This window comes from Candidatus Solirubrobacter pratensis (genome assembly GCF_000425945.1).
GTDB lineage: Bacteria > Actinomycetota > Thermoleophilia > Solirubrobacterales > Solirubrobacteraceae > Solirubrobacter > Solirubrobacter pratensis.
The window spans coordinates 19,161-44,906 of the sequence record NZ_AUEK01000019.1 but is presented as its reverse complement, the minus strand read 5'-3'; the positions used below and the strand labels follow the sequence as shown (position 1 = coordinate 44,906).

28 protein-coding genes are annotated in these 25,746 nt (G+C 70.9%); 5 read left to right on the top strand and 23 right to left on the bottom strand.

What is annotated here, in order from left to right; translation table 11 throughout:
* Positions 1 to 5: 5 nt before the first annotated feature.
* The gene (locus H958_RS0122745) at positions 6 to 1,379 is read right to left on the bottom strand and encodes an aminotransferase (protein WP_028060332.1); all 1,374 of its coding nucleotides are present in this window, start codon (positions 1,377 to 1,379) and stop codon (positions 6 to 8) included.
* 255 nt (positions 1,380 to 1,634) lie between these two features.
* Here H958_RS0122745 and H958_RS0122740 point away from each other — a divergent pair, with 255 nt between their 5' ends.
* A complete protein-coding gene (locus tag H958_RS0122740) occupies positions 1,635 to 1,826 on the top strand; it encodes a hypothetical protein (protein WP_028060331.1) in 192 nt (63 codons plus the stop codon).
* 435 nt (positions 1,827 to 2,261) lie between these two features.
* Here H958_RS0122740 and H958_RS0122735 read toward each other — a convergent pair whose 3' ends face one another.
* The 15 genes from H958_RS0122735 to H958_RS0122665 form a co-directional block, all read right to left on the bottom strand.
* A complete protein-coding gene (locus H958_RS0122735) occupies positions 2,262 to 2,462 on the bottom strand; it encodes a hypothetical protein (protein ID WP_156028180.1) in 201 nt (66 codons plus the stop codon).
* 190 nt (positions 2,463 to 2,652) lie between these two features.
* On the bottom strand, positions 2,653 to 3,027 hold the full coding sequence (locus H958_RS0122730; RefSeq protein WP_037411185.1) for a RidA family protein: 375 nt from the start codon (positions 3,025 to 3,027) through the stop codon (positions 2,653 to 2,655).
* Positions 3,024 to 4,205, bottom strand: a complete 1,182-nt coding sequence (locus tag H958_RS0122725; protein WP_028060329.1) for a M20/M25/M40 family metallo-hydrolase — start codon at positions 4,203 to 4,205, stop codon at positions 3,024 to 3,026. Before H958_RS0122725 ends, H958_RS0122730 begins: the two co-directional genes overlap by 4 nt.
* Complete coding sequence (locus tag H958_RS39645; protein WP_051324694.1) at positions 4,205 to 5,083, bottom strand: ABC transporter permease; 879 nt, start codon at positions 5,081 to 5,083, stop codon at positions 4,205 to 4,207. The genes H958_RS0122725 and H958_RS39645 overlap by 1 nt, the downstream gene beginning before the upstream one ends.
* A 9-nt stretch (positions 5,084 to 5,092) precedes the next feature.
* On the bottom strand, positions 5,093 to 5,902 hold the full coding sequence (locus tag H958_RS0122715) for an ABC transporter ATP-binding protein (protein ID WP_196807503.1): 810 nt from the start codon (positions 5,900 to 5,902) through the stop codon (positions 5,093 to 5,095).
* A complete protein-coding gene (locus tag H958_RS0122710) occupies positions 5,899 to 7,557 on the bottom strand; it encodes an L-aspartate oxidase (protein ID WP_028060327.1) in 1,659 nt (552 codons plus the stop codon). The genes H958_RS0122715 and H958_RS0122710 overlap by 4 nt, the downstream gene beginning before the upstream one ends.
* Positions 7,550 to 8,464, bottom strand: a complete 915-nt coding sequence (locus H958_RS0122705) for a dipicolinate synthase subunit DpsA (protein ID WP_028060326.1) — start codon at positions 8,462 to 8,464, stop codon at positions 7,550 to 7,552. The genes H958_RS0122710 and H958_RS0122705 overlap by 8 nt, the downstream gene beginning before the upstream one ends.
* Positions 8,461 to 9,117 carry a cysteine hydrolase family protein gene (locus H958_RS39640; RefSeq protein WP_051324693.1) on the bottom strand — a complete coding sequence of 219 codons (657 nt, stop codon included), beginning with the start codon at positions 9,115 to 9,117 and terminating at the stop codon, positions 8,461 to 8,463. Before H958_RS39640 ends, H958_RS0122705 begins: the two co-directional genes overlap by 4 nt.
* Complete coding sequence (locus H958_RS0122695) at positions 9,114 to 10,298, bottom strand: M24 family metallopeptidase (RefSeq protein ID WP_028060325.1); 1,185 nt, start codon at positions 10,296 to 10,298, stop codon at positions 9,114 to 9,116. Before H958_RS0122695 ends, H958_RS39640 begins: the two co-directional genes overlap by 4 nt.
* Positions 10,298 to 11,362, bottom strand: a complete 1,065-nt coding sequence (locus H958_RS0122690; protein ID WP_081686177.1) for an ABC transporter substrate-binding protein — start codon at positions 11,360 to 11,362, stop codon at positions 10,298 to 10,300. Before H958_RS0122690 ends, H958_RS0122695 begins: the two co-directional genes overlap by 1 nt.
* 26 nt (positions 11,363 to 11,388) lie before the next feature.
* Positions 11,389 to 12,645: a pyridoxal phosphate-dependent aminotransferase gene (locus H958_RS39635; RefSeq protein WP_051324692.1), complete on the bottom strand. Its 1,257-nt coding sequence runs from the start codon at positions 12,643 to 12,645 to the stop codon at positions 11,389 to 11,391.
* Positions 12,642 to 13,346 carry a GntR family transcriptional regulator gene (locus H958_RS39630; protein ID WP_051324691.1) on the bottom strand — a complete coding sequence of 235 codons (705 nt, stop codon included), beginning with the start codon at positions 13,344 to 13,346 and terminating at the stop codon, positions 12,642 to 12,644. Before H958_RS39630 ends, H958_RS39635 begins: the two co-directional genes overlap by 4 nt.
* Before the next feature lie 360 nt (positions 13,347 to 13,706).
* Positions 13,707 to 13,943, bottom strand: coding sequence for a hypothetical protein (locus H958_RS0122675; protein WP_028060323.1), 237 nt, complete (start codon positions 13,941 to 13,943; stop codon positions 13,707 to 13,709).
* A gap of 175 nt (positions 13,944 to 14,118) precedes the next feature.
* Positions 14,119 to 14,922, bottom strand: coding sequence for an oxygenase MpaB family protein (locus tag H958_RS43915; RefSeq protein ID WP_196807502.1), 804 nt, complete (start codon positions 14,920 to 14,922; stop codon positions 14,119 to 14,121).
* Positions 14,923 to 15,052: 130 nt separating this feature from the next.
* Positions 15,053 to 15,679 carry an HdeD family acid-resistance protein gene (locus H958_RS0122665; RefSeq protein WP_028060322.1) on the bottom strand — a complete coding sequence of 209 codons (627 nt, stop codon included), beginning with the start codon at positions 15,677 to 15,679 and terminating at the stop codon, positions 15,053 to 15,055.
* A 235-nt stretch (positions 15,680 to 15,914) separates the two neighbouring features.
* Between H958_RS0122665 and H958_RS49325 the strand changes: the two genes are divergently transcribed.
* The gene (locus H958_RS49325) at positions 15,915 to 16,004 is read left to right on the top strand and encodes a DUF3309 family protein (RefSeq protein WP_456064418.1); all 90 of its coding nucleotides are present in this window, start codon (positions 15,915 to 15,917) and stop codon (positions 16,002 to 16,004) included.
* Positions 16,005 to 16,120: 116 nt separating this feature from the next.
* Here the strand turns inward: H958_RS49325 and H958_RS46630 are convergent, their stop codons facing one another.
* From H958_RS46630 to H958_RS43910, 3 genes are all read right to left on the bottom strand, one after another.
* Complete coding sequence (locus tag H958_RS46630; RefSeq protein ID WP_156028176.1) at positions 16,121 to 16,501, bottom strand: ABC transporter ATP-binding protein; 381 nt, start codon at positions 16,499 to 16,501, stop codon at positions 16,121 to 16,123.
* 529 nt (positions 16,502 to 17,030) lie between these two features.
* Positions 17,031 to 17,603, bottom strand: coding sequence for a DUF1036 domain-containing protein (locus H958_RS0122645; RefSeq protein ID WP_196807501.1), 573 nt, complete (start codon positions 17,601 to 17,603; stop codon positions 17,031 to 17,033).
* A 462-nt stretch (positions 17,604 to 18,065) separates the two neighbouring features.
* Positions 18,066 to 18,587, bottom strand: a complete 522-nt coding sequence (locus H958_RS43910) for a nuclear transport factor 2 family protein (RefSeq protein WP_051324689.1) — start codon at positions 18,585 to 18,587, stop codon at positions 18,066 to 18,068.
* Positions 18,588 to 19,128: 541 nt separating this feature from the next.
* Here H958_RS43910 and H958_RS0122635 point away from each other — a divergent pair.
* A complete protein-coding gene (locus H958_RS0122635; protein ID WP_196807500.1) occupies positions 19,129 to 20,115 on the top strand; it encodes an IS110 family transposase in 987 nt (328 codons plus the stop codon).
* Between the two features lie 93 nt (positions 20,116 to 20,208).
* On the opposite strand, the gene H958_RS39615 is transcribed toward H958_RS0122635, so the two are convergent.
* Positions 20,209 to 21,138 (bottom strand): alpha/beta fold hydrolase, encoded by a 930-nt coding sequence (locus H958_RS39615; protein WP_051324688.1) that lies wholly within the window; start codon positions 21,136 to 21,138, stop codon positions 20,209 to 20,211.
* A gap of 146 nt (positions 21,139 to 21,284) precedes the next feature.
* Here H958_RS39615 and H958_RS0122625 point away from each other — a divergent pair, with 146 nt between their 5' ends.
* Positions 21,285 to 21,464, top strand: a complete 180-nt coding sequence (locus H958_RS0122625) for a hypothetical protein (protein ID WP_028060318.1) — start codon at positions 21,285 to 21,287, stop codon at positions 21,462 to 21,464.
* 66 nt (positions 21,465 to 21,530) lie between these two features.
* Here H958_RS0122625 and H958_RS0122620 read toward each other — a convergent pair whose 3' ends face one another.
* Both H958_RS0122620 and H958_RS0122615 read right to left on the bottom strand, forming a co-directional pair.
* Positions 21,531 to 22,100: a type 1 periplasmic-binding domain-containing protein gene (locus H958_RS0122620; RefSeq protein WP_028060317.1), complete on the bottom strand. Its 570-nt coding sequence runs from the start codon at positions 22,098 to 22,100 to the stop codon at positions 21,531 to 21,533.
* Positions 22,101 to 22,302: 202 nt separating this feature from the next.
* Positions 22,303 to 22,494, bottom strand: a complete 192-nt coding sequence (locus tag H958_RS0122615) for a hypothetical protein (protein ID WP_028060316.1) — start codon at positions 22,492 to 22,494, stop codon at positions 22,303 to 22,305.
* Positions 22,495 to 22,948: 454 nt separating this feature from the next.
* On the opposite strand from H958_RS0122615, the gene H958_RS43905 reads away from it, so the two are divergent.
* Complete coding sequence (locus H958_RS43905) at positions 22,949 to 24,559, top strand: metallophosphoesterase (protein WP_051324687.1); 1,611 nt, start codon at positions 22,949 to 22,951, stop codon at positions 24,557 to 24,559.
* Between the two features lie 357 nt (positions 24,560 to 24,916).
* Here H958_RS43905 and H958_RS0122605 read toward each other — a convergent pair whose 3' ends face one another.
* On the bottom strand, positions 24,917 to 25,225 hold the full coding sequence (locus H958_RS0122605) for a helix-turn-helix domain-containing protein (RefSeq protein ID WP_028060315.1): 309 nt from the start codon (positions 25,223 to 25,225) through the stop codon (positions 24,917 to 24,919).
* Positions 25,226 to 25,746 lie beyond the last annotated feature (521 nt).

Sequence of the window (25,746 nt, the reverse complement as noted above, 5' to 3'; positions counted from 1 at the left end):
GAGCGTCAGAGCACCTCGCCGGCGACGATGTCGGCCGCCTCGCGCGCGACCCGTACGACCTCGTCGATCTCGGCCTCGGTGATCACGAACGGCGGCGAGAACGCGATCGAGTCGCCCTCGGGAAGCGCGCGCGTGATCACGCCGCGCTCGAGGCACTCGCGCGTGACCCGCGCGGCGACGCTGCCCACGGGATCGAAGCGCTTTCCGGGACCCGCCACGAACTCGACGGCCGCGACCAGCCCGAGGCCCCGCACCTCGCCGACCAGCGGATGGCCGTCGAACGCTTCATGCAACCGCGCCCGCAGCCGCTCGCCGCGCGCGCCGGCCTGCTCGATCAGGCCGTCGTTTTCGAGCACGTCGAGGTTCGCCAGCGCCGCTGCCGCCGCGATCGGGTGAGCCGTGTACGTGTAGCCATGGCTGAACGTCGTGCCGGCGCTACGGTCCGCCAGCACGCGCCAGACCTCCTCGGACACGAGGCAGGCGGAAAGTGGCACGTAGGCGGAGGTGATGCCTTTGGCCACCGTCATCAGGTCCGGCCGCATGTCCAGCATGACGCTGCCGAACCAGCCGCCGAGGCGGCCGAAGCCGGAAACGACCTCGTCGGCGATCAGCAACACGTCGTAGGCGTCCAGCACCGCCTGGATCGCCGCGAAGTATCCCTCCGGCGGAACGATCACGCCGCCGGCGGCCTGAACCGGCTCGGCGATGAACGCGGCGACGGTCTCAGGGCCCTCGGCGAGGATCAACTCCTCCAGATCGGCCGCGAGGCGCGCGCTGAACGCCGTGTCGTCCTCGCCGGGTCGTGCCTCCCACAGCGAGTACGGCGCGCGTGTGTGCAGGACGCCGTCAAGCGGCAGGTCGAACGCACGGTGCATACTCGCGAGCCCGGTCAGACTCGCGGCGCCGAGCGAGACGCCGTGGTACCCGCGCGCGCGAGAGATGATCTTCTTCTTGCGCGGCCGCCCGAGCAAGTTGTTGTACATCCGCACGAGCTTGATCTGGGTGTCGTTGGCGTCCGAGCCGCTGTTGCCGTAGAGCACCTTCGACATACCCGCGGGCGCGAGGGCGATCAGCCGCTCGGCGAGCAGCGCCGGCGCGTCGGTCGCCATCGAGGAGAACGCGTGGTAATAGGGAAGCTTGAGCGCCTGCGCCCGAAGCGCATCGGCGATCTCGGCTCGCCCGTAGCCGACGTTCACGCACCATAGACCGGCCATCGCGTCGAGATAGCGGCGGCCCTGGTCGTCCGTCAGCGTGCTCCCTTCGCCGCTCACGATCATGCGCCGAGGCCCGGACGACTCGTGCTCGTCGAGGACCGTGAAGGGGTGGAAGACGTGTCGGCGATCGATGTCGCCAAGCGCGACTGAGGGGGAGGTCGTCATCTGGCTGCTCGTACTGCGGTCATGTGCCCGGTATGCGAACCTTCGCAAAACACCCCGCCGCTGTCCACCCCGCCGCTGAGAACGCGCGTGACTACCGCGCACACACCGCGGCGTAGCGTTCCGCGATTCATTTCGTCGTCGACAACATCCTGATCGCCACGCTGGTGATCCCGGTCGCCACCAGGTTGCAGGTGCGCTGGCTGGACGAGAACGGCGACGGATCGAGAGCCGCCCGCGGATTCTGCTGCCAAGATCGTGGTCGCCGTGCGCTGGCGCAGCGCGGGCCGCGGTGAAGGCCGCCGCGGAGTTCGCACCTACGCCGAGCATGATCCGGTCGCAGCGCAGCAGCTCGCCGCAGTCGCCACCGCCGGCATCGCGGCTCCGAGCGATAACGACGTCGAGCGCGTCGACGCCTTGTACGACTTCCTGGACGACGTCTTGCGATAGTCGCCACTCAACCGACCCGTGGCGCTGCCCGGGTTCTTCACCGGCGAGGAGGACATCGCCGTGATCGCTCCATCAGCGCGGCCGGCTCGCCGGCGCCTGAACGAACCTCCGTGAAGCGGTACTAGTAGAAGACGTAGCGGAACTTGGTGCCGTCGCAGAAGCGGCGCAGCTTGATCCCGAGCACCGAGCCGTGGCTGCGATCTCCGCGCTCGGCACGTACGCGACGTCGGCCATCCAGCCGCGCGGGTTGCTCCCGCGCACCAGGTCCTTGCCGCGCCCGCAGCCGACCGCGGGCGGATACTCGTCGCGGTCCCGGCCGGCGCGCGTCGGCCAGCGTTCGTGCAGGCGGTCACGGCGCGCGTCGGCGCCGGCTCGGTTGAGCACGAGGATCGACGGCGAGCCGCCGCGGATCGCCGCCACGCCAGCTACGCCCGATTACCGAGGGGAGATAACGCAGGAGATCCCGTCGCCGTCGCCGTCGCGCGTGTCGGCCGCGCGCTGGGCCGCCGCCTGGTTCGGGTAGTCCGCGCACGTCGCCGACGCGTGGGCGACCGGGACGTCAAGTGGCCGCGCGTTCGCGGCGGGTGCGAACAGGCCGAGACCGGCGAGAACGACGACGATGACCATCCGTGCCATGTGGCTCCCCACCTTAGGAACGGTGAACCACTTGGACGGGCGCAATCTAGTGGGCGCAAGGTACGCTGCCAGGTGCCGAGTCGCGCGCGAGGTCTCGATCGCGGCGCGCGGGTGGAACAGGCAGAGTCGGCGCCTGGTCATGCCGCGCAGGTCGTGCAGCGCGGCCCCGCTGTGTGAGGTAGCGACGCCGCTAAGAGGCCCGGATCCCGAAGATCGCGTCGACCTCGATCGCGAACGGGATCGCGCACACGATCGTGGTGCGCGCGGGCCGGGGCTCGGGGAAGGCCGCCGCGAACGCCGCATCGGCCTCTGCGGAGTCGCCGTGGTCCTGGAGGTACACGGTCACGCGGAGCGCGTCATCCATGGTCGCGCCCCCGGCCCGTGCCAGAGCGCGGACGTTCGCGTAGGTCTGTTCGGCCTGGTCGCGGAACGGACCGCTCATTCGCTCGCCGTTCGTCCGGCGTGGCGTCTGGCCTGAGATCAGCAACAGGTCGCCCCATCGGACCGCTTGCGAGTAGCTGCCCGCCGGCGGCGGCGCCTCGTTGGTGCTGACCGCCCGCCTCATGCCAGTTCGGCCCAGGACGTGAAGAGCGCCTCGGCGGCCGCCGCGCCGAGGTCGAGGTGCGCCACACGCAACCGCTCGCCCGGCCCGTGGATGTTTCCGTCGGGCACGTCGATGCCACTCAGCAGCGTCGGGATCGAGCGCTCCCCGAGCGCGGCGAGGATCGGCAGCGAGCCGCCGCTCTGCACCAGCGCGGGCCGCGCCCCGAAGCCGCGCTCGAGGGCATCGAGCCCGAGTGCGAGCGCCTCGCCCGTGGGATCCATAGGGCCGGCGGGCGGCGTTCGCGACCCGGTCCGGATCGTCACCTCGGCGTCGCCCGGCGCCGCCTCGCGCAGCAGCCGCTCGAGCGCGTCGCCGACCGCGTCGACGTCCTGCCCCGGCACGACGCGCACCGACAGGACCGCCTCTGCCTGCGACAGCACGACGTTGCGCTCCTCGCCGGTGACCCCGGCGCGTAGGCCGTGCACGTCGAGCGCCGGCTGCCACGTCGAGCCCGCCGGTGTGCCCGCCCGCAGTGGGGTCGGCAAGGGCAGCACTGCGGCCAGCATCCGCACGAGCACATTGGCGGCGTTGGCCGCGAGGCCCCCGTATGTTCCGCTGTGCAGGTCGGCCGCCGCCGTGCGCACGGCGACATGCAGCGACGCGATGCCGCGCGTGCCGAGCACCGCGACCGGGCGAGCGGGACCGAGCATCGCAACGTCGAAGATCACGCACGCGTCGATCGGCGTCGGGTCGGTGCGCAGCAGCTCGACCGCCGTGCGGCCACCGGTCTCCTCCTCGGTGTCGCAGACGATCCGGACATCCACCGGGAGCCGCCCCGCCGCCGCCAGCTCCGCGGCGGCGCGAACGAGCACGAAGAACGGGCCCTTGTCGTCGGCCGCGCCGCGCGCGATCAGCCAGCCGTCTCGCACGACGGGCTCGAACGGGTCGCTGTCCCACGCGTCGAGCGGACCGGCGGACTGGACGTCGACGTGGCCGTAGCAGAGGATGGTCGGGGCCTTCGCTGCGCCGCTGCTCGCGCGCAGCGTGGTGACGCCGAGCGGGACGTCGCCGACCGCGCGGCGCTCGGTCACGCCGCCATGGCGTTCGACGTAGTCGCAGACCCAGTCGACCGCGCGGCGCAGTTCTGCGGGCTCGCCGGCCACGCTGCGGATTCGCAGCAGCTCGAGCAGCTCCTCCATCAGCGCTCGGTGGGGCTTGGGGGACGCCAACGCATCAGCCGCCGCTCCAGCAGCGTCACGAGCGTGTCCATGATCAGGACCACCACCAGGATCGCGATGATCCCGGCGAACACGGCGGCGGTGTTGTACTGGTTCGACGCCGAGTTGATCAGGTAGCCGATGCCGTGATTGCCGGCGATGAACTCTCCGACGATCGCGCCGACCATCGCCTCCGGCACGGTGATTCGCATGGCCGTGAGCACGTTCGGGATCGCCGACGGAAACACGACCTTGAGCAGCAGCTGCGGGCGACTTGCACCCATCACGCGGGCCACGTTGATCAGGCTCGGCGAGACCGACCGCAGCCCGGCGAGGGTGTTCATGAACACCACGAAGAACACGAAGATGCCGGACAGCAGGAACTTCGGCGTCAGGCCGAGGCCGAACCACATGATCATCAGCGGCGCGATCGCGATCTTCGGGATCGCGTAGAAGGCCATCAGGAACGGATGCAGCACGCGGTGCGCGGTCGGGAAGATCGACAACGTGCCGGCCAGTGCGAGCGCGATCGCGGTGCCGGCGCAGTAGCCGACGGCGACCTCGAGCAGCGTGTAGCGGAGGTGATACCAGAGCTGGCCGCTGGAGACCTCGTCGCCGAAGGCCTTGCCGACGTCGACGGGGTTGGAGGCGAACAGGCTGTCGACGAGGCGGCCGGACGCCACGTACCAGCCGACCAGCAGAGCTCCCAGCAGAACCAGCCGCCAGGTCAGCGTCCAGGTCGTGCTGCGCCGGCGGGCACGACGCGATCGCGCGAGCTCGTCGCGCTGGAGGCGGTCCTCGTCGACGCGCGCCTGGCGCCCGGCGAGGTCCGGGAGCGGCTCGGTGTGGGTCTCGGACATGGCTCCTCGCTAGTGGCGCGCCCGCGCCTTGGTGATCTCCTCGCGCAGCTCGGCCCACAGCACGTCGAACAGCTCGCTGAAGCCATCGGTCTCGTAGATGTGGAACACGTCCCTGGGGCGAGGAATGCCGATGCGGTGAACGCTCTTGATCGTTCCGGGCACGGATGTGAAGATCACGATCCGGTCCGCCAGCGCGATCGCCTCGACAAGGTCGTGCGTGACGAAGACGATCGTCTTGCCGCTGCCGCTCCACAGGCGCAGCAGCTCATCCTGCAGCAGCAGGCGGGTCTGCGCGTCCAGCGGTCCGAACGGCTCGTCCATGAGGATCACCGGCTCGTCGACCAGCAGCGTGCGGGCGATCGCGCCGCGCTTGCGCATGCCGCCGGAGAGCTCGTACGGATACGCGCGCTCGAAGCCCTCCAGACCGACCGACCGCAAGAGCGCGTGCGCCTGCTCGCGCCGCTCGCTGCGACCCACGCCGCGCAACTCCAGCGGGAACGCGACGTTGTCGAGCAGCGTCCGCCACGGCAGCAGGTTGTCGTCCTGCGTGATGTAGCCGACGCCGGTGTTGACGCCCTGGATGGCCCGGTCGCCCTGGAGCACGCGCCCGTCGGTCACGCGCTCGAGCCCGGCCAGCATGTTGAGCACCGTCGACTTGCCGCAGCCGCTCGGGCCGAGGAACGCGACGAACTCGCCGGGCTGGATGTCCAGCGACACGTCGCGAACGGCCAGCAGCGACTCGCCGCGGCTGACATAGACCTTGTAGACGCCGTCCAGGGTCAGTCGGCGAGCGTCCGCGGGTGCGCTGATCGTGCTCACGTCGCCACCTCCTCTGTCGCCGCCCGCAGCGCTTCGGCGTCACGGCCTCGCAGCACCAGGGCCCGCTGCCACCGCGCGTCGTCGCGCTCGGGATAGTCGCTGCGGAAGTGCGCGCCGCGGCTCTCGGCGCGCTGAAGCGCCGCGGTCATACAGGCCGCACCGACCAGCAGGAGGTCGTCGAGCTCCGCCCGCGCGAGTGCGGCCGCGGCGTCCGCGGGGGCCGACGCGCCGAGGGCCTCCCGCAGCTCGGCCAGCTCGGCCAGCCCCGCCGAGAGCCGCCCGCCCTCGCGCACGATGCCCAGCGCGTCCCACGCGACCTCCTGTAGGCGCCGGCGACGCGCCTGGTAGTCGGCCGCCGACCACATCGCGCCGCCGGAGCTTGCGTGCGCAGCCCGCCAATCCCCCAGCGCGTCGTCGACGTCGCGGCGCTCGGCCCCGGCCGCCCACGCGGCCGCGGCACGGCCGGCGCGGGCGCCGAAGACCTGCGTCTCAGGGATCGCGTTGGAATCCAGCCGGTTGGCTCCGTGCACGCCACCGGCGGTCTCGCCGGCCGCGAACAGCCCACCGACGCTCGAGCGTCCGTGCTCATCGACGACCACCCCACCCATGAAGAAATGCCCCTCGGGCGCGATGATGAGCTCCTGTTCACGCACGTCGAGCCCGCGCTTGTCGAACCAGTCGGCAGGCCGCGGATTCGACCGCCGCCAGTCCGCGTCGGACACGTGCGTCAGATCGAGCCGAACGCCTCCGCGAACCGCTGCGCCGGTGCGGATCTGCTCGTAGATCGCGCGCGCCGCGACGTCACGCGTGGTCGCCTCGATGCGCTCCGGGTCCCAGTCGCGCATGAACCGCTCGCCGCGTGCGTTGAGCAGGCGCGCTCCGAAGACGAACGTCGACGGCTGGATCGGCATCCGCCCTTGCTCGAACGGGACGATGCAGCGCCAGGGGTAGAACTGGATGAACTCCATGTCGCGCAGCGCACAGCCCGCGCGCAGCGCGATCGCGTACCCGTCGCCGGTCACGTCGCTCGGGTTCGACGAGACCGAGAACAGCTGCCCCGCGCCGCCGGTCGCCAGCACGACCGCCGGCGCGCGCACGACGACCAGCCCGGGGTCGTCGCCGCGGCGCACGGCGACCGCTCCATACACGTCACAGCCGTCCCCGAGCACGTCCAGCACCATCGTGCGCTCGAGCACCGTGCACCCGATCCGCTCGACCTCGGCGGCGAGCGGCAGCGTGAAGTCCAGGCCGCGGAAGCTCGCGGCCACGACGGTCCGCGCGATGCTGTGATCGCCGCTCGGATGCACGACCCAGCTCCCGTCCTGCTCGAGCGCCAGCGGCGCGCCGAGCGCGACGAGCTCGCGCAGACGCGCGGGCGCCTCGCTGGCCATCACGTCGACCAGCCGCGCGTCGTTGAGGCCCCGCCCGCCGGTCAGCGTGTCGGTCACGTGCAGCGCCGGCTCATCCGGCGCGTCGACGACCGCCGAGTAGCCCGCCGAGGTCATCGCCGAGGAGCCGCTTCGCCCGAGCCGCCCCTTCACGGCCACCGCGACGCGCGCCCCGCTGCGGCGTGCGTCGAGCGCGCAGCGCAGCGCCGCGAGCCCGCCGCCGACGACGAGCACATCGGCGTCGACCTCGGCGACGACGTCAGGCATGGGCGAGCGACTCCGCGTACATGCGCTCGATCACCTGCCATTCGTCAGCGCCCGCGGTCCGGGGCGCGCTCCCGGCCTGCCCGCGCGCCCACATCGCCGTCAAGCCGAGCTCCTCCGCTGCCTCCAGATCGGTCCCTGACGGCGGTGACGACAGCTCGATGATCACGATCCGCGGGTTGGCCTGCTCGAGCCGCTCGCGGTCGAGGATGTAGCCGTCCAGCCCCGGCGCCGACTGAAAGCAGAAATCCGCCTGCGCCAGCTGCGCCGCGAGCTCGTCCAGCGGGAGCGCCTTCAGACCGAAGCCCGTGGCGCGGGCGCGCTGGGACTCGTTGCGCGCGCAGAGCGTGACGTCGGCGCCCATGCCGCGCAGCAGCAGCGCCATCGACTGCCCGACGCGCCCGAAGCCGGTGCAGAGGCAGCGCGAGCCCATGATCGTGATATCGCTCAGCGCGATCGCGTGGTGGACCGCGCCCTCGGCCGTCGGGATCGCGTGCAGCAACGCTTCGACGTCGTCGTCGCCGTGAGCCACGGGCGTCACGCCGGTCGGCTCGCACAGCGCCTCGATCCCGGCCGTGACGCGGCCCATGTACATGTGCGCGCCGGGCGCCGCCATAGCAAGCGCCGCGCTCGTCAGGTGGACCGGCTCAGCGCGGTGCGGCGTCCACAGCGAGTCGTCGGGACCCAGGCCGGGAACCGGGTTGACGATCAGGTGGGCGTCGGCGAGCGCCTCCTCGAGCGAGGCCGCGACCGGCGCGCCGCTGGCCTCCTCGGCGCCGGGCGCGGATGCGAACGCCGTCACGGTCGCGCCGGCGCTGCGCGCGAGCCGCATGATCTCGAGCATGCGCTCGTCGCCCGCGAGCACGGCGACGCGCTTGCCGGAAAGGTCGATACGGGGCTGATAGCTCACGAAAGGATCTCCTCTGATTCGGCGACGGCAAGCGCCGTCCACACGGACGTCACGGCGGCGCACGTCTCCACCCGTCCGAAGTAGCGCCGCATGTTCTCGAGGCTCGTCTCGTGCAAGTGTGAGAACGCCGCGCCCGTGGCGTCCTCGACCACGGTCACGTAGTAGTCGCGGTCGGCCGCCTCGCGCGCAGTGCCCTCCACGCAGACGTGCGTCGCGACGCCGCCGATCACCACCGAGCGGATGCCGCGCGAGCGCAGGATCCGGTCGAGTCCGGTCGCCGCGAACGCGCTGTGGCGGTGCTTGACCAGCTCGAGATCGGCGTGCTCGAGCGGCAGCCCCGGGTAGTACTCGGCCCCCCAGCTGTCCTCGACGACCAGGCGGTCGCCGTCGGCCGGCTCCAGCGCCTCCCATGCTTCCGAGTTGGTCGCCGGCGATTGCACGATGCGCGCGAGCACGATGAACACGCCCGCGTCGGCGGCGGTGCGGATCAGCTCCGCAAGTCGTGGGACCACGAGCTCCCGGACCCGCCGCAGGTCGCCGCCGCGGCGCGCGATGCCGCCGTCCTCGTGACAGAAGTCGTTCTGTACGTCGATCACGAGCAGCGCCGTGTGGCGCGGATCGGTCTGCTCGGCGAGCGTGCGCAGGACCGTCATCGCCGCAGCTCGCGGTCGAACGCGGTCAGCACCTCGCAGCCGTCCGCCGTCACCACGACGGTCTCACTGACGCCGTAGACCGTCTCGCCGGGCAGGCGGACCGCCGGCGGAATGTGGAACGTCATGCCCGGCTCCAGCGGCGTCTCGTCGCCGGCGCGCAGGCTGACGATGTGCCCCTCGCCCCAGTCGGGGGCGAACGCGACGCCGACCGAGTAGCCCGTGCGCTTGCGGAACCAGTTCCCGAGCCCCGCCGCCTCGATCCGCTCGCGGCAGGCGCGATCGACGTCGCCGCATGTACGGCCCGGGGCGATCGCCGCGACGGCCGCGTCCAGCGCCTCGTCCAGCGCGAGGGCCAGCTCGGGCAGGCGCGCCGGGCCGGCCCCCACCGCCACCGTGCGCATGAGCGCGCCGAAGTAGCGCCGGCGGCAAGCTCCCAGCTCGATCAGCACCGCGTCGCCGTCGACCACCCGCCGATTGGCGAACGTCGTGTGGGCGACGCTTGCGCGCGGCCCCGACGTGACGATCGGATCCGCGGCGAGGAAGTCGGACCCCCCGCCCACCATCGCCGCGAACGCCGCCGCGGCGACCGCGTTCTCGGTCTCGCCCACGGCCGTCGCGGCGACCGCCGCCGCCATTCCGTCGACCGCGAGCCCGCACGCGTCGCGGATCAGCGCGAGCTCCTCGTCGGACTTGATGCGGCGCATTCGCTCCACGAGCCCGGACCCGTCGACCGTGCTCCCGAGCTGCTCCGTCAGCCGCCGCCACCTGCGCGCGGTCAGGAACGGACTGGTCTCCTCGACGCCGATGCGCCCGCCGGTCGGGGCGAGTCGTCCAACCGCGGCGGCCGTGGTCGCGATCGCGTCGTCGGTGTCGCCGACCGTGACGAAGCGCGTCAGCCATGTGGTTGCTGCCGCCACTTCGAGCTCCATGTCGCGGATCACGAGCTGCGGCTCATCCTCGAGCGGCACCATCAGGCACAGAAACGAGGAGTAGCCGATCGTCTCGTAGCCGGTGAGGTACGTGACGTTCTCGGGAGTGAAGAGGAGCAGGAGCTCCAGCCCCTGCTCCTCCATCGCCCTCCGCACGCCGCCGAGGCGGCGGTCGAACTCCCCGGTCGAGAACGCCGGCGGGAACCCGGCGATACCGGCGGCGGCCGCCGCCACGTCGTCGACCGCCGACATCAGCCGGCCGCGCCGTACTGCGTCGTCATCAGGTCGGTGGTCGGGATGCCCTTGGCGTCCTTGAGCGCACCAAGACTCGAGAGCACGTCGATCTGGTTGCCGACCGCGTCCGGCGACATCTCGCCGGTGGGATTGACGGACTCGAGGAAGAGGTTGAACGACAGCTTGAACGTGTCCATGTCGGTGTCGCTGAAATGCTTGTCGTGCAGGACCTGCAGCGCCTCGTCGCGGTTCGCGAGCATCCACTTGGTGGCATCCGACACGGACCTCGAGTACGCCTTGACGAGATCCGGGTGGCTCTTGGCCCAGTCGTCCCTGACCGCCACCGAGGTGAAGTCGTAGGTCTTGAACACCGGCAGGGAGTCGCGGCCCTTGATGATCACGCTGCCGATGCCCTGCTGCTGCGCGACGTACGGGTTGGGCGGCGAGAGCATGAAGCCGTCGATCTTTCCGGCCTTCAGCGCGCCGACCAGCGTCGCCGCGTCGCCGATCGGGACGAAGTTGGCGTCCTTGGCCGGATCGAGCCCGACCTGCTTCATGAAGTAGCGCGGGTAGAGGTCGGTCGGCGCGCCCGGCGCGGTGATCCCGATGTTGAGTCCCTTGAGCGCCTTGAACTTGTCGGGCAGCGGTGAGTCGGCCGTGATGCCCTGCTTCTGCATCGCCTGCTTGCGCATCACGAAGTCCATCGTGAGCGGGCGCTCCAGGTTGTAGAAGAGCGTGATGCCCTTACCCTGGTTGTGCAGGTTGACGACGTCGTCGACGCCGAGGTCGACGAACTGCGCGCTCCCCGAGAGCAGCGCCGCGACGCCGAGCTTGCCGCTGCTGATCTCCGTGAACGTGAAGTCGAGCCCATTCTTGGCGAAGAACCCCTTGTCCTGCGCCAGGTAGATCGGGGCCATGCTCATGACCTTGAAGCCCGCCTCGGTGACCTTGACAGGCTTGCTCGCGGCGCCTGCCGAGCCGCCGCCGGACGTGTTCGTCGCGGAGTCGCCACCGCACGCGGTCAGGCCGATCGCGGCAGCGACCAGCGCTGGGGTGACCGCCCCCATGCTTCGAAGAAACATCTCGACTTCCGTCCTCCTCGCTTGATTTAGGCGGGCGGGCCCGCCACGGGATCGATCGGCAGCTCGAGCGCTCGGACAATTCGCTCCAGTGCCGCTTCCCACGCGCTCTCCTCCTGCGCGAAGCAAATGCGGAACGACCCACGTGCGGTCGGCCCGAACTGGTACCCAGGGTTCACGATCACGCCCGCGCGATCCATGAGAGCGATCGCTACGGCCTGATCGGAGATCCCCCCGGCCGTGAGCCGGGGGAACGCGTACGCCGTCCCGCCGGGAATCTCGACGTCGAGCGCCGGCGAGGCGCGGATCCGCGCAACCGTCATGTCGCGCAGGCGCTCGTACTCGGCGATGCGTGCTGCGATGAACGCGGCGTCATCGCGCAGCCAGTGCACGAGCGTCGACTGCGCGTACGCTGGGGCGCGCAGCGCCGTGACGCTCAGCACGTCCTCCATTGCGTCCGCCAGCTCCGCGGGCGCACGCGCGACGCCGACTCGGTACCCGCTCATGGACTCCGTCTTCGACGGGCCCGTCAGCGTGATCGTGCGCTCGGCCATCCCCTCGAGCGCCGCCAAGTGCGTGAACGAGCGGCGGTCGTAGAGCAGGCGCGCGTACAGCTCATCGACGATCACCAGCAGGTCATGCTCGATCGCCAGCTCGGCGATCGCCCGCAGCGTCGTGTCGCGGAGCACCGCGCCCGTCGGGTTGTTGGGGTTCGACAGGACGATGCAGCGGGTCGCCGGGGAGATCGCCGCGCGAAGCGCGTCCGGGTCGATCTCCCCCGCCCCGTCGGACCACTCCAGCGCGACGTGGTCCACTTCCGCATTGAGGAAGCGGATCAGCCGCTCGTACGCGAGGTACTCGGGATCGCCCAGCACGACCCGGTCGCCCGGTTCGAGAATCGCGGCGAGCGCCACGAACACCCCGGCCTGCGTCCCCGGGGTCAGGAGCAGCTCGGTCTCGGGGTCCACGGGCATGCCCAGGAACTCGCCGAGCGCGCGCGCGACGTGCTCGCAGACGGCAGGGTCACCGCGATACGGCGTGTACGCGGGGCCGCCGCCCGAAGCCGCGCCCATGAAGGCCTCCAGCGCCCAGGTCGGAGCCGGAAAGCGCTTGGTGTCGGCGTAGGTGATGTCGAGCAGCGGCCGGCCGAGCGCCCGCGCGTGCCGCACGAGCGCCCGCTCGGCCGAGACGACCCCCGCGGTGTCCTCCCCGGCGCGGCCCTCGAGGCGCAGCCGCGCGATCTGCGCGCTCGCGGAGCCGTGGCCAAAGTCGCGAGCGATCGTCATGACCCAGCTCGCTTCAGCTGCTCGAGCAGTTCGTCGCGCCCGCGCATGATGTGCTCGCCGACGGCGTTCCTCACCGCGACGGCATCGCGCTCGCCGCACAACGCCACAAGACGCACGTGCTCGTCGATCGACTGCTGACGGTGCGACCCGTCGCGGAGGAACAGGTAGACGTAGCGGTCCGCGACGTCGCGCAGGCGCGTCGCGAGGCCGTGCGTTCGCGGCATCGCCGCGCGCTCGTAGAGGCGGTCGTGAAAACGGCGGTCGCTGAACAGGAAGCCCTCGAGGTCACCGTCCGAGGCCAGCCGGCGCTGCTCATCGATGTTCGCCTCGAAGGCGCGCATGAGCTCGTCGTCGACATACGGAGTCGCGGACTCGGCGAGCAGCGTCTCAAGCGCGACGCGCGCGCCGTAGGTGTCGCGCAGATCGGGCACCGACAGCTCGGAGACGACGGTCGCGCGCTGCGGGTGGATCTCGATCAGGCCCTGCGCGCTGAGCCGGGACAGCGCCTCGCGCATCGGCATGCGGCTGATGCCGAGGGCGTCGCAGAGCTCCTGGAGATCCAGGCGCGCGCCCGGCATGAGCTCGCCGGTGACGATCCGGCGCCGCAGCTCGTTGTGGGCGAAGTCGCTCTTCGTGAGCGGCGCCGAACGGTCGAACCCGCTCCGTGCACTCGGATCTTGTATCTCAGATCTTAGATGCATTCGCGGGCGAACTGTAACTGCCCGGTCCGCTCCGCGCAACCCGGCGGTCGGCCGCGCGTAGCCGCGTCGACCCGCCCCTGTTTGGCTGCTTTGCGGAGCGACGCGTGGGCGCGCGTATCCCGGGACTGCTGTGGCTGATGGCTCACCGTCGTTCGTGTCGCCGATGCTGGTGTGGGCGAGCGACCGGCTGCCGGAGGGCGAGGAGTGGTGGTCGGAGCTCAGCTCGACGGTTGCCGCGGCCAGCTTCGGATCGCCGACGGACGCGTGCAGCTGCGCTCGCGGCCGGGGCGGCGCTGCGAGCGCGAGTTCCCTGAGGTGGCGGCGGCGGCCGCGGCGCATCGGGCGCGAGAGATGGGTCACCTACACGTGCTGCTCGCTCAGGGTGCCGCTGAGCGCCGCGCGGAACCGCCTGTCGGCGTTGAGCTTGCGCACGAGCCGCCGGATCGCCCGCCAGTCGCGGACGGGCCGATCGAGCACGACCGGGGCGGCCGATCGACCGGACCCCGGCCGGCCTGCCCGATCGTCGGCCACCTCGGCGGCCGCGAGCACCTGCTCTACGGCGTCGGCGAGCGCCAACCGCGCCGGACCGAGGCGCATGGGCGGCCGCATCCTCGCCGGCCTCGCGGTCGGCCCGCGCGACGAGTGAGCGGCGACCGCTCTCGTGGACCTAGGACCGCCGAGGCTGCAGGCTGGCAAGGAGCTCTCGCGCGCCAGGGAGCCGGCATGCGTACGCGACCGATCCGCCGTGGCGTTCGTCGGGCGGTCGTGACGGTCAGGCGGCGGCCCGGGCGGCGGGGAAGCGCGTCAGCGCCGCCGGTAGCGTCCGCACGGCGGTGCCGAGCGCCAGCAGGGCGGCCTGGTAGCCGGCTTCGTGCAGCGGGGTCCACGGGATGTTCATGCGCCGGCGAAGCACGGACGGGAACGAGCCGGCCAGCAGCAGCCGAATGGCCGGGGCGGTCAGGCGGCCGGCGAGCGGCCAGCTGAGCCGCGTGCCGGGCAGGCCGGGCGGCGCCGGAAGGTTCCGGAGCGTGTCGTGGTAGAGGCGCGTTGCCGTCGGAGTCGCAACGAGCTCGTCCTGGATCGTGGCCCACACGTACCGGTTCAGCGCGGCGACATCGACGGGAAGATCCTGCTCGCGCAGCCCGTAACTGCGGCCGACGCGCTTCCACTCCTCATACAGCATCGCCTGCTCAGCAGGTGCGGGGGCGCGGCCGATCGCGCGGCGGGAATAGACCGTCGCCTCGTAGGTCGACAGGTGCACCCACGCCCACGGCCGTGGATTCCACGGGTGGTAGCGCGTTCCATCGGCGAGGCGGCCATAGAGCGGGCGGTGCAACTCACGGATCTCGGCGGCGACCGCGACGGGATCGTCGCTGAAGATCAGCCGTAACCCATAGCCGACGGTGTCCCACCCACGTCCCCACGGGTCCTCGAACACGCTGGAGTGGTCCATCAACCCCGCCGAGACGACCGGGTGCATGCCCTGCAGCGCAAGCACGCGCCCGGCGAACGGCACGACGAACGGCCACTCAGACCACGCCCGCCGGCTCGCCGGAAGCTCAAGCGTCCGCGACACCGGCTCCCGCAGATCCGCGACCGCACACGACTGCCCGAAGCGCGGCATCACCGCGTCAGCGACCTCGCATCCGCGAGTCTCCTGGTGCCGCGGTCGACACGATCGCTGCGTCGCGCGTGCCCTCCGGCGGCTACGCAGGCGTGCCCGCCGGCCCGTGGGCAGGCACTTGGCGCGGAGGCGTGGGTTCGGGCGTGGAGCGCAGGCCGCGGATCTGGAACGCGCGCACGATGTCGGTCACCCCCTGCATCAGGGCCCAGATGCCCGCGAATACGAGCAGCACATAGACCTTCGTGATGAAGAACTGGCCGCTCGTCCAGAACGCCAGAACCACCATCAGGATCCCCGCGGTCAGGCCCAGCCACCAGAAGTCGTTGATCGGACGCTCCGCGAAGGATTGAATAATCCAGAACGTCGCGACGAGCAGAAACAGGAAGCCGAGGATGTCGGCGACGCCGGCAAACGTGTTCTCCGGGCTGATCAAGGACACCACACCGGCCACGATGAAGAGCGCGCCGAAGAGCGCCCATAGCCACTTCAGCCGCGGGGCGAGAGCCGCGAGCGCGAACTGCTGGGCGGCCGCCAGCAGAAACATGAGACCGATGAGCACGCCGACCGTGGTCACCGAAGCCCGGTCGAACTGGAGCACGGCGAGCGCGATCACGATCCAGGCGATGCCTGCAACAAGCCACAGCCACCACCACCTGCTGAGATCGTCAACCGCCTCCCGCAGCACCGAAACCGTCGTTGACTGCTGCATCACTGCCTCCTTCCCGTCCGGCCCAGCCGACGGCCAAACTTGGACGACGGCGTAACTTCAGGCCTTGGTTGGAGCGTACACCCGGGGAGCGAGCGCCTAAACGGGCAGGCGTCCAGCCAAGCCACCTAATCTGTTACTGACCTCAATAGATCAAGAAGGCTGTCTCAGACGCTGAGGCCTGATTCGGACCGCGCCGGGGTAGGCCGCTCCCATCAATCGAAAGGCGGTCCGAACGGTGCTCACTATTCTGCTGATCATCATCATCCTGCTGCTGCTCTTCGGCGGCGGCTGGGGCTACAGCCGCCGAGGGCGACGCGGCGTGTAACGACGCCTGGGTCCGCCCGCGGGCGGCCGCGGCCGCGCGGTCAAGTCGCTCGGCCGCGGGACACCGACCTACGGACTGGCGGGACTCCACCCGCAGAGCCCTGGTCCACAGCTCTGCTACGGGCCGGTGACCGGAAGACCGACGGCGAGTGAGAGCAGGTCGGGGTTGCCGCAAGCAGCTCCCGCGCGTACGGGTCCGCGGGGTGCGGCGAACAGGTCGCGCACCGCGCCGCCTTCGGCCGCGATCTTGCCGTCGTGGAGCACGATGACGCGGTCGCAGAGCTGGCGCACGACGGCGAGGTCGTGGCGGACAAGGCGCACGGTCAACGCGAGGTCCTGCTGAAGTCGCTTGAGGATCGAGGCCTGGACGGATACGTCAAGCGCCGAGACGGGCTCGTCCGTGACGAGCAGCTCCGGCTCAGCGCGATCGCCCGCGATGCCGATTCGCTCGCGCGGAACGGCTCGACGTGCCGCTCCATGGACGGCTTGTCTTGCCATGCCTAGGCCCGAACTTGCCTCGACGCTCCGGCTTGTACCGAGTCGAAACGCACGCGTGCAAGCGCGTCGAGTTCGTTCCGCGTGGGCTGGTCGCCGACGATCTCCACGGCAAGACGCTGGTGGTGCATCGGACTGCTTCAGTCCGACCGCCGGAACCCATGCGAGAGATCACCGTTCCTGCGCGCTGGAGGCGCTCGACGCCGGCCGTCGCGTTCATGCGCATGACACTGCCACGACGCGCATGCTGATGGCACCGCTGCCTTCGCGTGGAAGCGAGCGCGTCGCGAGGAGTTCCACAGCGGTCGTCACTGCGTTACGGCGCACTGCATTCGCCGCGCGCGAGAACGGACCTGGGTCGATCATGAGCGCGCGCTGCCGGCGCTCGCGGAGCCGGCGACATCCTCCCGGCGGGCGAGCTCCGCCGGCGGTTCGCGCGCGCCTGAAGCAGACACGGCGACGGCCCCGGTTGGTACCGGGGCCGTCGCGGCCAATGACCTACCAGCGACTCGTTCAGAGCCGCGCGGCGAGGTCAGCGCGGGGGGATCAGGTTGAAGGTGTAGTTGGGGCTCTTGCCCTCGAGGTCGATCAGCTTCATGTTCACGGTGCCGGACGCGTCGGTCGACCCGATGTTGACGCAGGAGTCGAACGCGTGGTTATAGATGTAGACGGGCCCGCGATCCCCGGTCCACTCGGCGCCGTCCACGGCCCTCGCGTAGTAGGCGGCGTAGCGGTAGGACGTGGTGAAGGACTGCTTGACCTCACCCGGGGCGAGATTCAACCAGCCCGAGGTCTCGTAGCCGCCGTAGCCGGCGCAGAGATTCGGGTTGTAGCGCATGATCGCGACCGAGACCGTCTTGCCGTAGCTGTTGCGGAAGTTGACGGTGTGCTCGCTGGAAGCGGACGCGCGAAGCTGCCCGAGCTTCGCCGTCGGCATCTTCAGATGCGACGCGGCGCCGCTGTGGCCCGGCCTGGCCGTGTTGGTGGCTGCCGCGTTGGCGTCGCGGGCGATGAGCGTGGCGAGCAGGGCACACGCGCATGCCAGCGCCGCAGCCAGCAGCGCTGCCCGCCGCCCGGCCCGGAACAGTTGATTGGAAGAACTCACTGCGATCCTCCCTTCGGAAGGTTGTGGGGTTGCAGTGAGTAGAGTCGGGGGCGGCAGCGTCCCCAGGTAGGCGTCCTCGGGGTGGTCGTGACCACCCGCGCGCGGCACGGTTGTCAGCCCCGGCTTGACGGACGCGGTCTCGATCGCTCGAAACAGAGGTCGGATGCTGATCGTCGGGGCTCGGCGAGCGATGACACGCTTTCGTCGGGTTCCCGTGCTCGCCACCGCCGCTCCGGCCTCCGCCGCCCGATCGGCCTTCACGTCCAGGGTCGCGACGCCGTCGCCGCTCCGTAGAGAGACCCTCGCCGCGGCCGCCGGGACGGCCTAAACCGGTCGAGCGTTGGGCGCAGTTCTCCGACGAGCCGCTTGTATTCATCCCCTTCGTCCTAGCTCAACGGCATCCGGCCCTGGCAGACAGCGCTCGATCCCCGAACGCTGCAGCCTCAGTCCAGTCCTCTCTGATCACCGGTCCTGCGACATCGCGTTGACCGCGGGGATGACGACGCCCGCACCGACAGGCAGGTGGAAGTGGAGCGTCGCGGCGACGCGCGAGAAGCGCCAGGCGCCGCCGATCCGGCGATACTCGTGCGCGTAGGTGGCGCCGAGCATCAGCACCTCCGCGGCCTGCCCAGGCCCCTGTTCCATCGTCAGCAGCACCACCGAGTACCAGCGCCCGGTCGCCGACTGGCGGTCGGGCGCGACGTCGATTTCCGGCGCAGAGACCATGTGCAGCGTCGGCTGCGCGATCCGAGCGGTCACCTCCTGGAACAGCTCGCGGATCGCCTCGCGACCGTGTCGAGTGCCAAAGTCGAGCGCCCCGTCGGGCGACGCCGAGCTCCAGACGGCGTCCTCGGTGAACAGCTCGGCCAGCGGGTCGGGCGCGTAGCGCTGATCGCAGAGCGTGGCGTAGCGATGCACTAGCGCCTGGATCGCCCGTTCGTCCTCGAGCAGCTCGATCCGGCGCTCAAGGTCTCGGTCACTCATGCGTCACTCCCTTAGGACGGGCATTGGTAATCCGACTCGCTCCGTTCGGAGCGATCGCACTCATGGTTACGTATGCGGGTCAGACCCGCCTGACATCATGACCGGGCACACGCGGGCCCGCGCGAATCCAATCCGGAAGACGTGCCGCCCGGGCGCGCGCGCGAGCAGCATTCCGAGGTTCGCGCGCCGCGACAGCCCCGTGCGCGTGGTGCTTTAGGACGGTTGTGTCACGTGGACACGGGCATCGCGGACCCGACGCTCGTCGCTCCGTTCAGGCTTGCTGTTCTGATTTCGCCTCGTCGGTGACGTCCGACGTGCAGGAGATGGTCCCGGGCCGGCGGCGAGCTGACGCTCTGTTTCAGGCCGTCGGCCGGTTGGCCTGACTTCCTTTCGCAATGTCGCTCGTTGCCGGTCCGGGACGGCTCGGTGTGACTTGATAGGAGCGTGGCCGCGCCCTCAAGCAAGCCATGTCCGCCGAGCGGTCCAACTGTCGGTCAAGGCGAACAGGAGGACAGCGCGGAGGATCGTGCTCGGGGCGGACATGCACAAGCAGTCGCACACCGTCGCGGCGATCGCGGCGGCGACGGGCGAACTGCTCGGCGACAAGACCGTCCGGGTCGGCGACGACGGGTTTCTCGCGCTGCTGGACTGGCCCAGGTCGCTCGGCGAGGACCGGATCTGGGCGCTGCAAGACTGCCGGCACGTGTCGGGTTCCTTCGAGCGGTTCTTGATCGGCAGCGGCGAACGCGTGCTGCGGGTGGCGACCAAGCTCATCAGCGACGCCCGCCGCGCCGGCCGCGATCGCGGCAAGTCCGACCGCATCGACGCCCCGGCGGTCGCCACGGCCGCGCTGCGCGAGGGCATTGACGCGTTGCGATCAGCGCAGTTGCCCGGCGTGGAGCTCGACATCCGGCTGCTGGTCGATCACCGCGAACGGCTGATCCGCAGCCGAGTCGCGCTCAACAAAGACCTGCTTTGGCATCTGCACGATCCCTGGTCCGAGCTTAAGCGGCCGGCCAGCGCACTGGTCTTGAAGAAGTGGTCGAGCCGGATCGCGCGGCGCTCGGCGCGCGCCGAGCAGACCGCGCGGGTTCGGATTGCCCGCGACGAGCTGCGGCGGCTGCGCGAGCTGACCGCCGCCGCTCGCGAGCTCGAAGCCGAGATCGCCGAGCTCGTTGCCCAGGCCGCGCCGCTATTGCTCTCAGAGCCCGGGTTCGGGCCGCTGACCGCCGCCAAGCTGCTCGGCGAGATCGCAACCGCCAGCTCAACACCGCCATCCACCGCATCGCGCTCACCCGCGCCCGCTGCCACCCAGAAACCCAGGACTACCTGGCCCGCAAACGCGCCGAAGGCAAGACCGGCCTGGAAGCCACGCGCTGCCTCAAGCGCCGCATCTGGCACCTGCTGCAGCCGCCCACCCCGGTGCTGGAAACGACGCGCACAACGCCGATTCCTTGACATTCCAGCTGCGAAAGCAGCGCTGCGACAAGCACCTCCCGCCGCCGCTCCGACCACGCGAAGGCGGTAGCGCGTGCGTGCAGATGCTCGGGCGATCCCCGGGGCCGTGTGGCATGAGGAGTCGCCCCCGGCATTGGAGCTTCCGCTCGGCTGCGGTTCGTCGTCAGGTTGTCGCCGCGATTGGCCGCCGGGGCGTGTTTTGGGTGCGCTGCAGGAAGCCGAGGACGCGGTTGTTGATCTCATCCGGTCGCTCGACGAGCATGAAGTGGCCGACGCCCTCGATCAGCTCGGACTCCGAGCCTCGCCCGCAATAGCCGGGCACGCGTGCGACCTGCTCGTGGCTCATCCCGTGGCAACCATCGGTCGTGCCGTGCAGGTAGAGCGTCGGGTGCTCGAGGCTGTAGCCCCACGCCGCTTTCTGCTCCTCGGCCCACTCGGGCGAGCCGAAGCGCGTGGGGTCGAACTGTCCCCAGTAGTAGCCGAGCGCCGTCTGCAAATACGCCGGCTCACGGATGCAGTCCTTGACCAGCGGCAGATCCTTGCTGGCGTCATAGCCCGGTGACCAGTCGCCCCAGATGCGATCGATGAACTCGAAGTCGTTCGCCGAGATCGAGCCCTCGATGACGCGCTGCAGCTGGAAGTACCAGAAGTAGAACGAGCGTTTGATCTGGTCGTAGGTGACGATGTTCTCACCGAAGATCTCAAACGGCGGAATGTTGAGGATCACGCACCGCCCCCATCGTTCCGGAGCCTGGCCCGCCGCGCCCCATGCCGCGACTGCGCCCCAGTCGTGCGCGATCAGTACCGAGTCCTCGCCCCCGCCCAGCGCGTCGTTGAGCGCAAGTGCGTCGGCCACCATCGTGCTCGTGTGGACGTGGTGGCGATCCGCCGGAAGCTCCGTCGGCGCGAAGCCGCGGTTGAACGGGGCGACCGCGCGGAACCCGGCCCGCGCCAGTTCCGGCAGCAGGTGACGGTACGTCCACGGCGAGTCGGGAAAGCCGTGGAGGCAGAGCGCCAACGGGCCGTTGCCCGCCGTGAGGTAGTGGAACTGAAGTCCGTTGGCTTCGACGGTGCCCCGCTCGAGCTCGGGCATTCCGGAGCCTCCTCCACATCGGGTGCGTTGGCAAACACGACGCTACGCCCGTCGCCACGAGCCGTCAACGACGCTCAGCTTCGAACGATCAGGATTCGCACCATGGTGTGATCGAGGCTCCCTAGAGGCACTGAAGGACCCGCAGCGTGACGATCGGGAGCGCCGCGCTCGTCGAAACCGGCGTGCTCCGGAGTACCCTTGAGCGCGGTTCGCTGCTCCCTCGGAACGACACGGGTGAGCGGCCGGCAGCCGCGCCGCTGTTGCCTTATGCGATCAGCGGCCGCGCGCCGAAGAACCCGACCGTACGCAGCCGGCTGATGCTCTGAGGCACGAGCCGCAGCGCACCTGCGCCGCCGCCTCGCCCGAGATGCGGATGCGGCGCGCGTGGCGCTTTAGGACGAACGGATCACGGTCGAGGCAGAGCGAGGCAGCGGCGCGAGCCCACGTGCGAGGCTCGACTGTGACCAGTGGGCAATACTTGTGTGGATGCCTGAGCGCAGGACGTGGCGCGTCACATCCGCGCGCGAGCCGTCGGAGGCGGCGATCGCGTCGAGCAGGAGGTACATCGCCTGGGCGCTCTGCATCGCAACGCAGCAGGGGAACGCGCCGAAACGCCGGTCGAACTCGGTCGCGAACCGGTGGCCCGCGGGCGGCAGCTTGTTGCTGGGCAGCGTGGCGATGGTGAACACGAACCCCTCGGCGGCGGCGCCGGCGCCCTCGATCAGGTACCCGGGCGCAGCGAACCCGTCCGGGCGGATGATCGGCACATGCGAGCTGAGCGTTCGCCGGAGATCCGCGAGCAGCCGCGGACCGTGATTCGACGCGAGCCCCGCCAGGTAGACGGCGCCGGCGCGCGCGTCGCGCACGCGCCGCGCGAGCGCCGCGTAGCCGCGCGCCTCCGCGCGCCAGCCCGGCGAATCCGGCGAGCGCGATCCGCCCGCGCGACGCCGTGACCCGCACATCCGCGGCGAGTCCCCGGCCGTAGGCCGTCTCGTCGTGGACCACGTACAGCCGCCGTGCGCCCAGTCCCCGCGCGTACAGAGCGCCGGCGGCCGCCTGGACGTCGTCGGCCGGGACGACGCGGGCGAAGTTGCGGCGCCCTGTTGGGCGGAACCGCGCGGGCTCCTCGGCGGGGACGCCCGGGCCTGCGCGCGTCAAGCCGACCTAGGTCGCCGACGGGCTGATCAGCGGCGGCGGCCCCGGCGCGCGGTTGAGGACCGTGAGCAGTGGCGCGCACGAGGACGACCAGGGGCCGATGACGCCGAGCACGGCCCGGTTGTCCGCCAGTGCGCGCCCGATGGCGGCGCAGCGGCCCGGATCGGCATCGTCCGGGCCGTACGGGACCTCGTCGCACACCTGCAGGCCGTGCGCGTACGCGCCCGCCGCGCTCGGCGAGCACGGGCTTGACCGCCTGGGCGGCCTGGAGACCGTGATCGGCGTACGCGCGTCAGCGCTCTGACGCCGGTTTCCCCAGCGGTCACTGGTCGCTTTACGATCAAGCGACAACGACCGGTCGCCTCCATCAAGCGGCGGTGTGTGTGCGCTTACTTGTTGCACTGTCATCAACGCGGAACGTCCTGCGTGTGATCCGGGTATGCGTCGCGCGGTTCAACGACCGCGCAGGCAACTCGGCGAAACTCACAGTTCGTTCAAATGTTCACCACCGCCCGCCAGTCTTGAAGTGACCACAGATTCGACTCCGGGCAGCGCTCCCACGCCGGTTCGGCGCCTGTGGCAAGGCGCGGCCAGCGGCGCCGGAACCCGCAGGACCGCCGATCCCATCCGAGCACGTCGCACGGAGGACGACCAGATGACACGACAGTCGACGCTCACACACCACAGCCGCCGGCGGAGCCGCACGTTCGTGCTCGCGGTCGCCTGCTGCGGGATCGCGATCGCGGTGCTGCCGCGCGCCGCCCTCGCCGATCCGGTTGTCCTGGCCGTCGGAGACGTCGCCTGCGATCCCAGCGATCCCAACTTCAACGCCGGCAACGGCACGGCGACGGCCTGCCGGCAGAAGGCGACCAGCGACCTGATCGTGGGCCAGGCCTTCGACGCGGTGCTCGCACTTGGCGACCAGCAATACGAGACAGGGGCCTTCAGCGCCTACCAGACCGTCTACGACCCCACCTGGGGCCGCTTCAAGGCAACGACATATCCGATCATCGGCAACCACGACGGCGAGGCCGCGACGAGCGGCGACGGCTACTGCCAGTACTTCGGGGCCATCGCACACTGCAACGCGACCGGACAGCAGGGCGGTGCGGCGTTCTACTCCTTCGACCTCGGGACCTGGCACATCGTGATGCTCAACTCCAACTGCATCGCCGTCGGCGGCTGCGGCCCCGGCTCGCCCGAGTACACCTGGCTACAGAGCGACCTCGCCGCCAACCCGCGCTCCTGCACGCTCGCGGCCTGGCATCACCCGCGCTGGAGCAGCGGCCTGGGCTACAACGGCAGCATGATGCAGCCGCTCTGGAACCTGTTCTATGAGAGCGGCGGCGATCTCGTCCTGTCCGGCCACCTTCACACCTATGAGCGCTTCGCGCCGCTGAACGGCGCCGGCGTGATCGATCCGACGAACGGGATGCGCCAGTTCGTCGTCGGCACCGGTGGCGAGAGCTTCCACGACTTCGGCGTCACCGCGCCGGGGAGCGAGGTGCGCCAGAACTCGACGTTCGGCGTGCTGCGGCTCGTGCTGCACCCCGCGAGCTACGACTGGACCTTCCTCCCGATCGCAGGCAGCACGTTCCCGGACTCCGGCTCCCAGGCGTGCCGGGCCGACACCACACCGCCGAGCGCGGCCACCGGGCTGCAGGCGACGGCCAACAGCCCGACTGAGGTCGACCTGTCATGGGCTCCCTCGGCAGACATCGTCGGCGTCACGGGCTACGACGTCCTGCGCGGGCCGACGGCTGCCACGCTGACACGGATCGCGAGCACGCCGCGCACGAGCTTCGCCGACACGGCGGTCACCGCCGGGCAGAGCTACGTCTACGCGGTCCAGGCGCGCGACGCCGCAGGCAACATGTCCGGGCTGTCCAATGTGGTCACGGTCGTCACCCCAACGCCGCAACAGGCCGTCGACCAGGCGGGCGGCGCCCAGCAGACCGGCGGCCAGGCGACCGGCGGCCACCCCGCGGCGCACCAGAGCGCGAAGCGGCTCGCCCACTGGCGCGTCAAGGCGGCCAGCGCGCGGCGGGCGCTCGCCCGCGGGCGCATCCGCATCCCCGCGCGTCGTTGGGCACCGACCGTCATCAAGGTCCACGTCGGCGGACGGCTCGCGGTGGTCCGGTCGACCTCCAACAAGGGTGCGCTCACGCTCAAGCTCCCCTCGTGGGCCAAGGGCAGCCGCTACCGCCACCGCACGGTGACCATCACGATCATCCAGCCGGCGCGGACCGCAGGGGCCACGCATTAGGCGGCGACGGCACGACGCGCGGCGGTCTGCGGCCGGCGTTCGGGGTGCCGGGCGACCCGCCGCAACGCGAATTCGCGGCGTCGGAGCCCGACGGACCGCAGCGAATCCCCTCGCTGCAAGCCAGTCTCCCGCCGGTATCGCGTCCGCCGTTCGTGACGGCTCTCTGGCCACGCCATCGGCTCCCGGGCCGTCGTCGGGACCCAGCGCTCCCACGTCGTCCCAGGCCAGATCCCGGCGAGCTCCACATCATTGAGCCCGTTCACGCGGCGTGGAGTCGGCTCTCAGGCGCTCGACGGTCAACGCCGTCGGCGTGTCGCACGCCGTCCGGCCTCGCCACCCGCCTACGCGCCTGATGCCTCAGCGTCCGAGCGCGGCGCGTCGGCGCCGGTCATGCCCGCGTCGGCGCGGGACCAACCCGGGCGCGGGAGGCTCGGGCCGGAGCGCGTAGCCGCTCGAGCCGCCCGGCAGCTCGCTCCCTACGAGCTCGCCGTGCGCGGTCAGCCGATTCAGCAACGCGTAGATGACGGGCCGCGCGATGCCGGCCGCAGCGGCCAGCTCTCCGGCACTCGCGCCCGGCCGCTCGCGGACGGCGGCGAGCAGCACGGCGCGGTTGGCCCCGTGCGGCGCGCGCGTCCGGCGCTCAACCTCGGCCGTTGCAGGCGGCATCGCGTCGCCGGAACTCGAGCGCCGGCGCGGCCGGGCCGCTTGGGCGCCGCGGGTGGCCGCGCCGTCCGACGGCGCCGCTGCAGACGGCGTGCGTGCGCGTGAGGAGCGCGAGCCACTCGGTGCGACGGCTCCGAGAGCGGCGAGCACCGCTTGCAGGCGCTCGTACTACATGACCGCCGGACGCAGCTCGTCCAGGCGCTCGCGGGTCTGCGCGCGCACGCGCTGCAGCTCAGATGACGTTGGCGCGTCGCCCGGGGCGACTACTGTCGTGAGATCCACGCTGCTCGGGGGCGGACGGGAGCCCGACGACCTCTAGGAGCAGACGTCGCACAGCCGCCCATCTACGCCAGGACGGGCCGGCCGACGACCGGCTCGCCATCACCGCCGACATGCACGAGACTCGACCCGCCGGGCCGATGACCGAAGGCCGGCCCCGACGGTCCAACCGCGACTGTCGCTCGGTCGAGCGCAAGCCGGTCAGCGCGTTCGCGATGCGGTCAGACACGCTGTGAGACAAACGC

Coding starts and splice junctions, on each gene's coding strand:
- H958_RS0122745 (WP_028060332.1), bottom strand. CDS start 1,379: ATGACGACCTCCCCCTCAGTCGCGCTTGGCGACATCGATCGCCGACAC.
- H958_RS0122735 (WP_156028180.1), bottom strand. CDS start 2,462: ATGGCACGGATGGTCATCGTCGTCGTTCTCGCCGGTCTCGGCCTGTTC.
- H958_RS0122730 (WP_037411185.1), bottom strand. CDS start 3,027: ATGAGGCGGGCGGTCAGCACCAACGAGGCGCCGCCGCCGGCGGGCAGC.
- H958_RS0122725 (WP_028060329.1), bottom strand. CDS start 4,205: ATGGAGGAGCTGCTCGAGCTGCTGCGAATCCGCAGCGTGGCCGGCGAG.
- H958_RS39645 (WP_051324694.1), bottom strand. CDS start 5,083: ATGTCCGAGACCCACACCGAGCCGCTCCCGGACCTCGCCGGGCGCCAG.
- H958_RS0122710 (WP_028060327.1), bottom strand. CDS start 7,557: ATGCCTGACGTCGTCGCCGAGGTCGACGCCGATGTGCTCGTCGTCGGC.
- H958_RS39640 (WP_051324693.1), bottom strand. CDS start 9,117: ATGACGGTCCTGCGCACGCTCGCCGAGCAGACCGATCCGCGCCACACG.
- H958_RS0122695 (WP_028060325.1), bottom strand. CDS start 10,298: ATGTCGGCGGTCGACGACGTGGCGGCGGCCGCCGCCGGTATCGCCGGG.
- H958_RS0122690 (WP_081686177.1), bottom strand. CDS start 11,362: ATGTTTCTTCGAAGCATGGGGGCGGTCACCCCAGCGCTGGTCGCTGCC.
- H958_RS39635 (WP_051324692.1), bottom strand. CDS start 12,645: ATGACGATCGCTCGCGACTTTGGCCACGGCTCCGCGAGCGCGCAGATC.
- H958_RS39630 (WP_051324691.1), bottom strand. CDS start 13,346: ATGCATCTAAGATCTGAGATACAAGATCCGAGTGCACGGAGCGGGTTC.
- H958_RS0122675 (WP_028060323.1), bottom strand. CDS start 13,943: ATGCGCCTCGGTCCGGCGCGGTTGGCGCTCGCCGACGCCGTAGAGCAG.
- H958_RS0122665 (WP_028060322.1), bottom strand. CDS start 15,679: ATGCAGCAGTCAACGACGGTTTCGGTGCTGCGGGAGGCGGTTGACGAT.
- H958_RS46630 (WP_156028176.1), bottom strand. CDS start 16,501: ATGGCAAGACAAGCCGTCCATGGAGCGGCACGTCGAGCCGTTCCGCGC.
- H958_RS43910 (WP_051324689.1), bottom strand. CDS start 18,587: ATGAGTGACCGAGACCTTGAGCGCCGGATCGAGCTGCTCGAGGACGAA.
- H958_RS0122635 (WP_196807500.1), top strand. CDS start 19,129: ATGCACAAGCAGTCGCACACCGTCGCGGCGATCGCGGCGGCGACGGGC.
- H958_RS39615 (WP_051324688.1), bottom strand. CDS start 21,138: ATGCCCGAGCTCGAGCGGGGCACCGTCGAAGCCAACGGACTTCAGTTC.
- H958_RS0122620 (WP_028060317.1), bottom strand. CDS start 22,100: ATGTGCGGGTCACGGCGTCGCGCGGGCGGATCGCGCTCGCCGGATTCG.
- H958_RS43905 (WP_051324687.1), top strand. CDS start 22,949: ATGACACGACAGTCGACGCTCACACACCACAGCCGCCGGCGGAGCCGC.
- H958_RS0122605 (WP_028060315.1), bottom strand. CDS start 25,225: ATGCCGCCTGCAACGGCCGAGGTTGAGCGCCGGACGCGCGCGCCGCAC.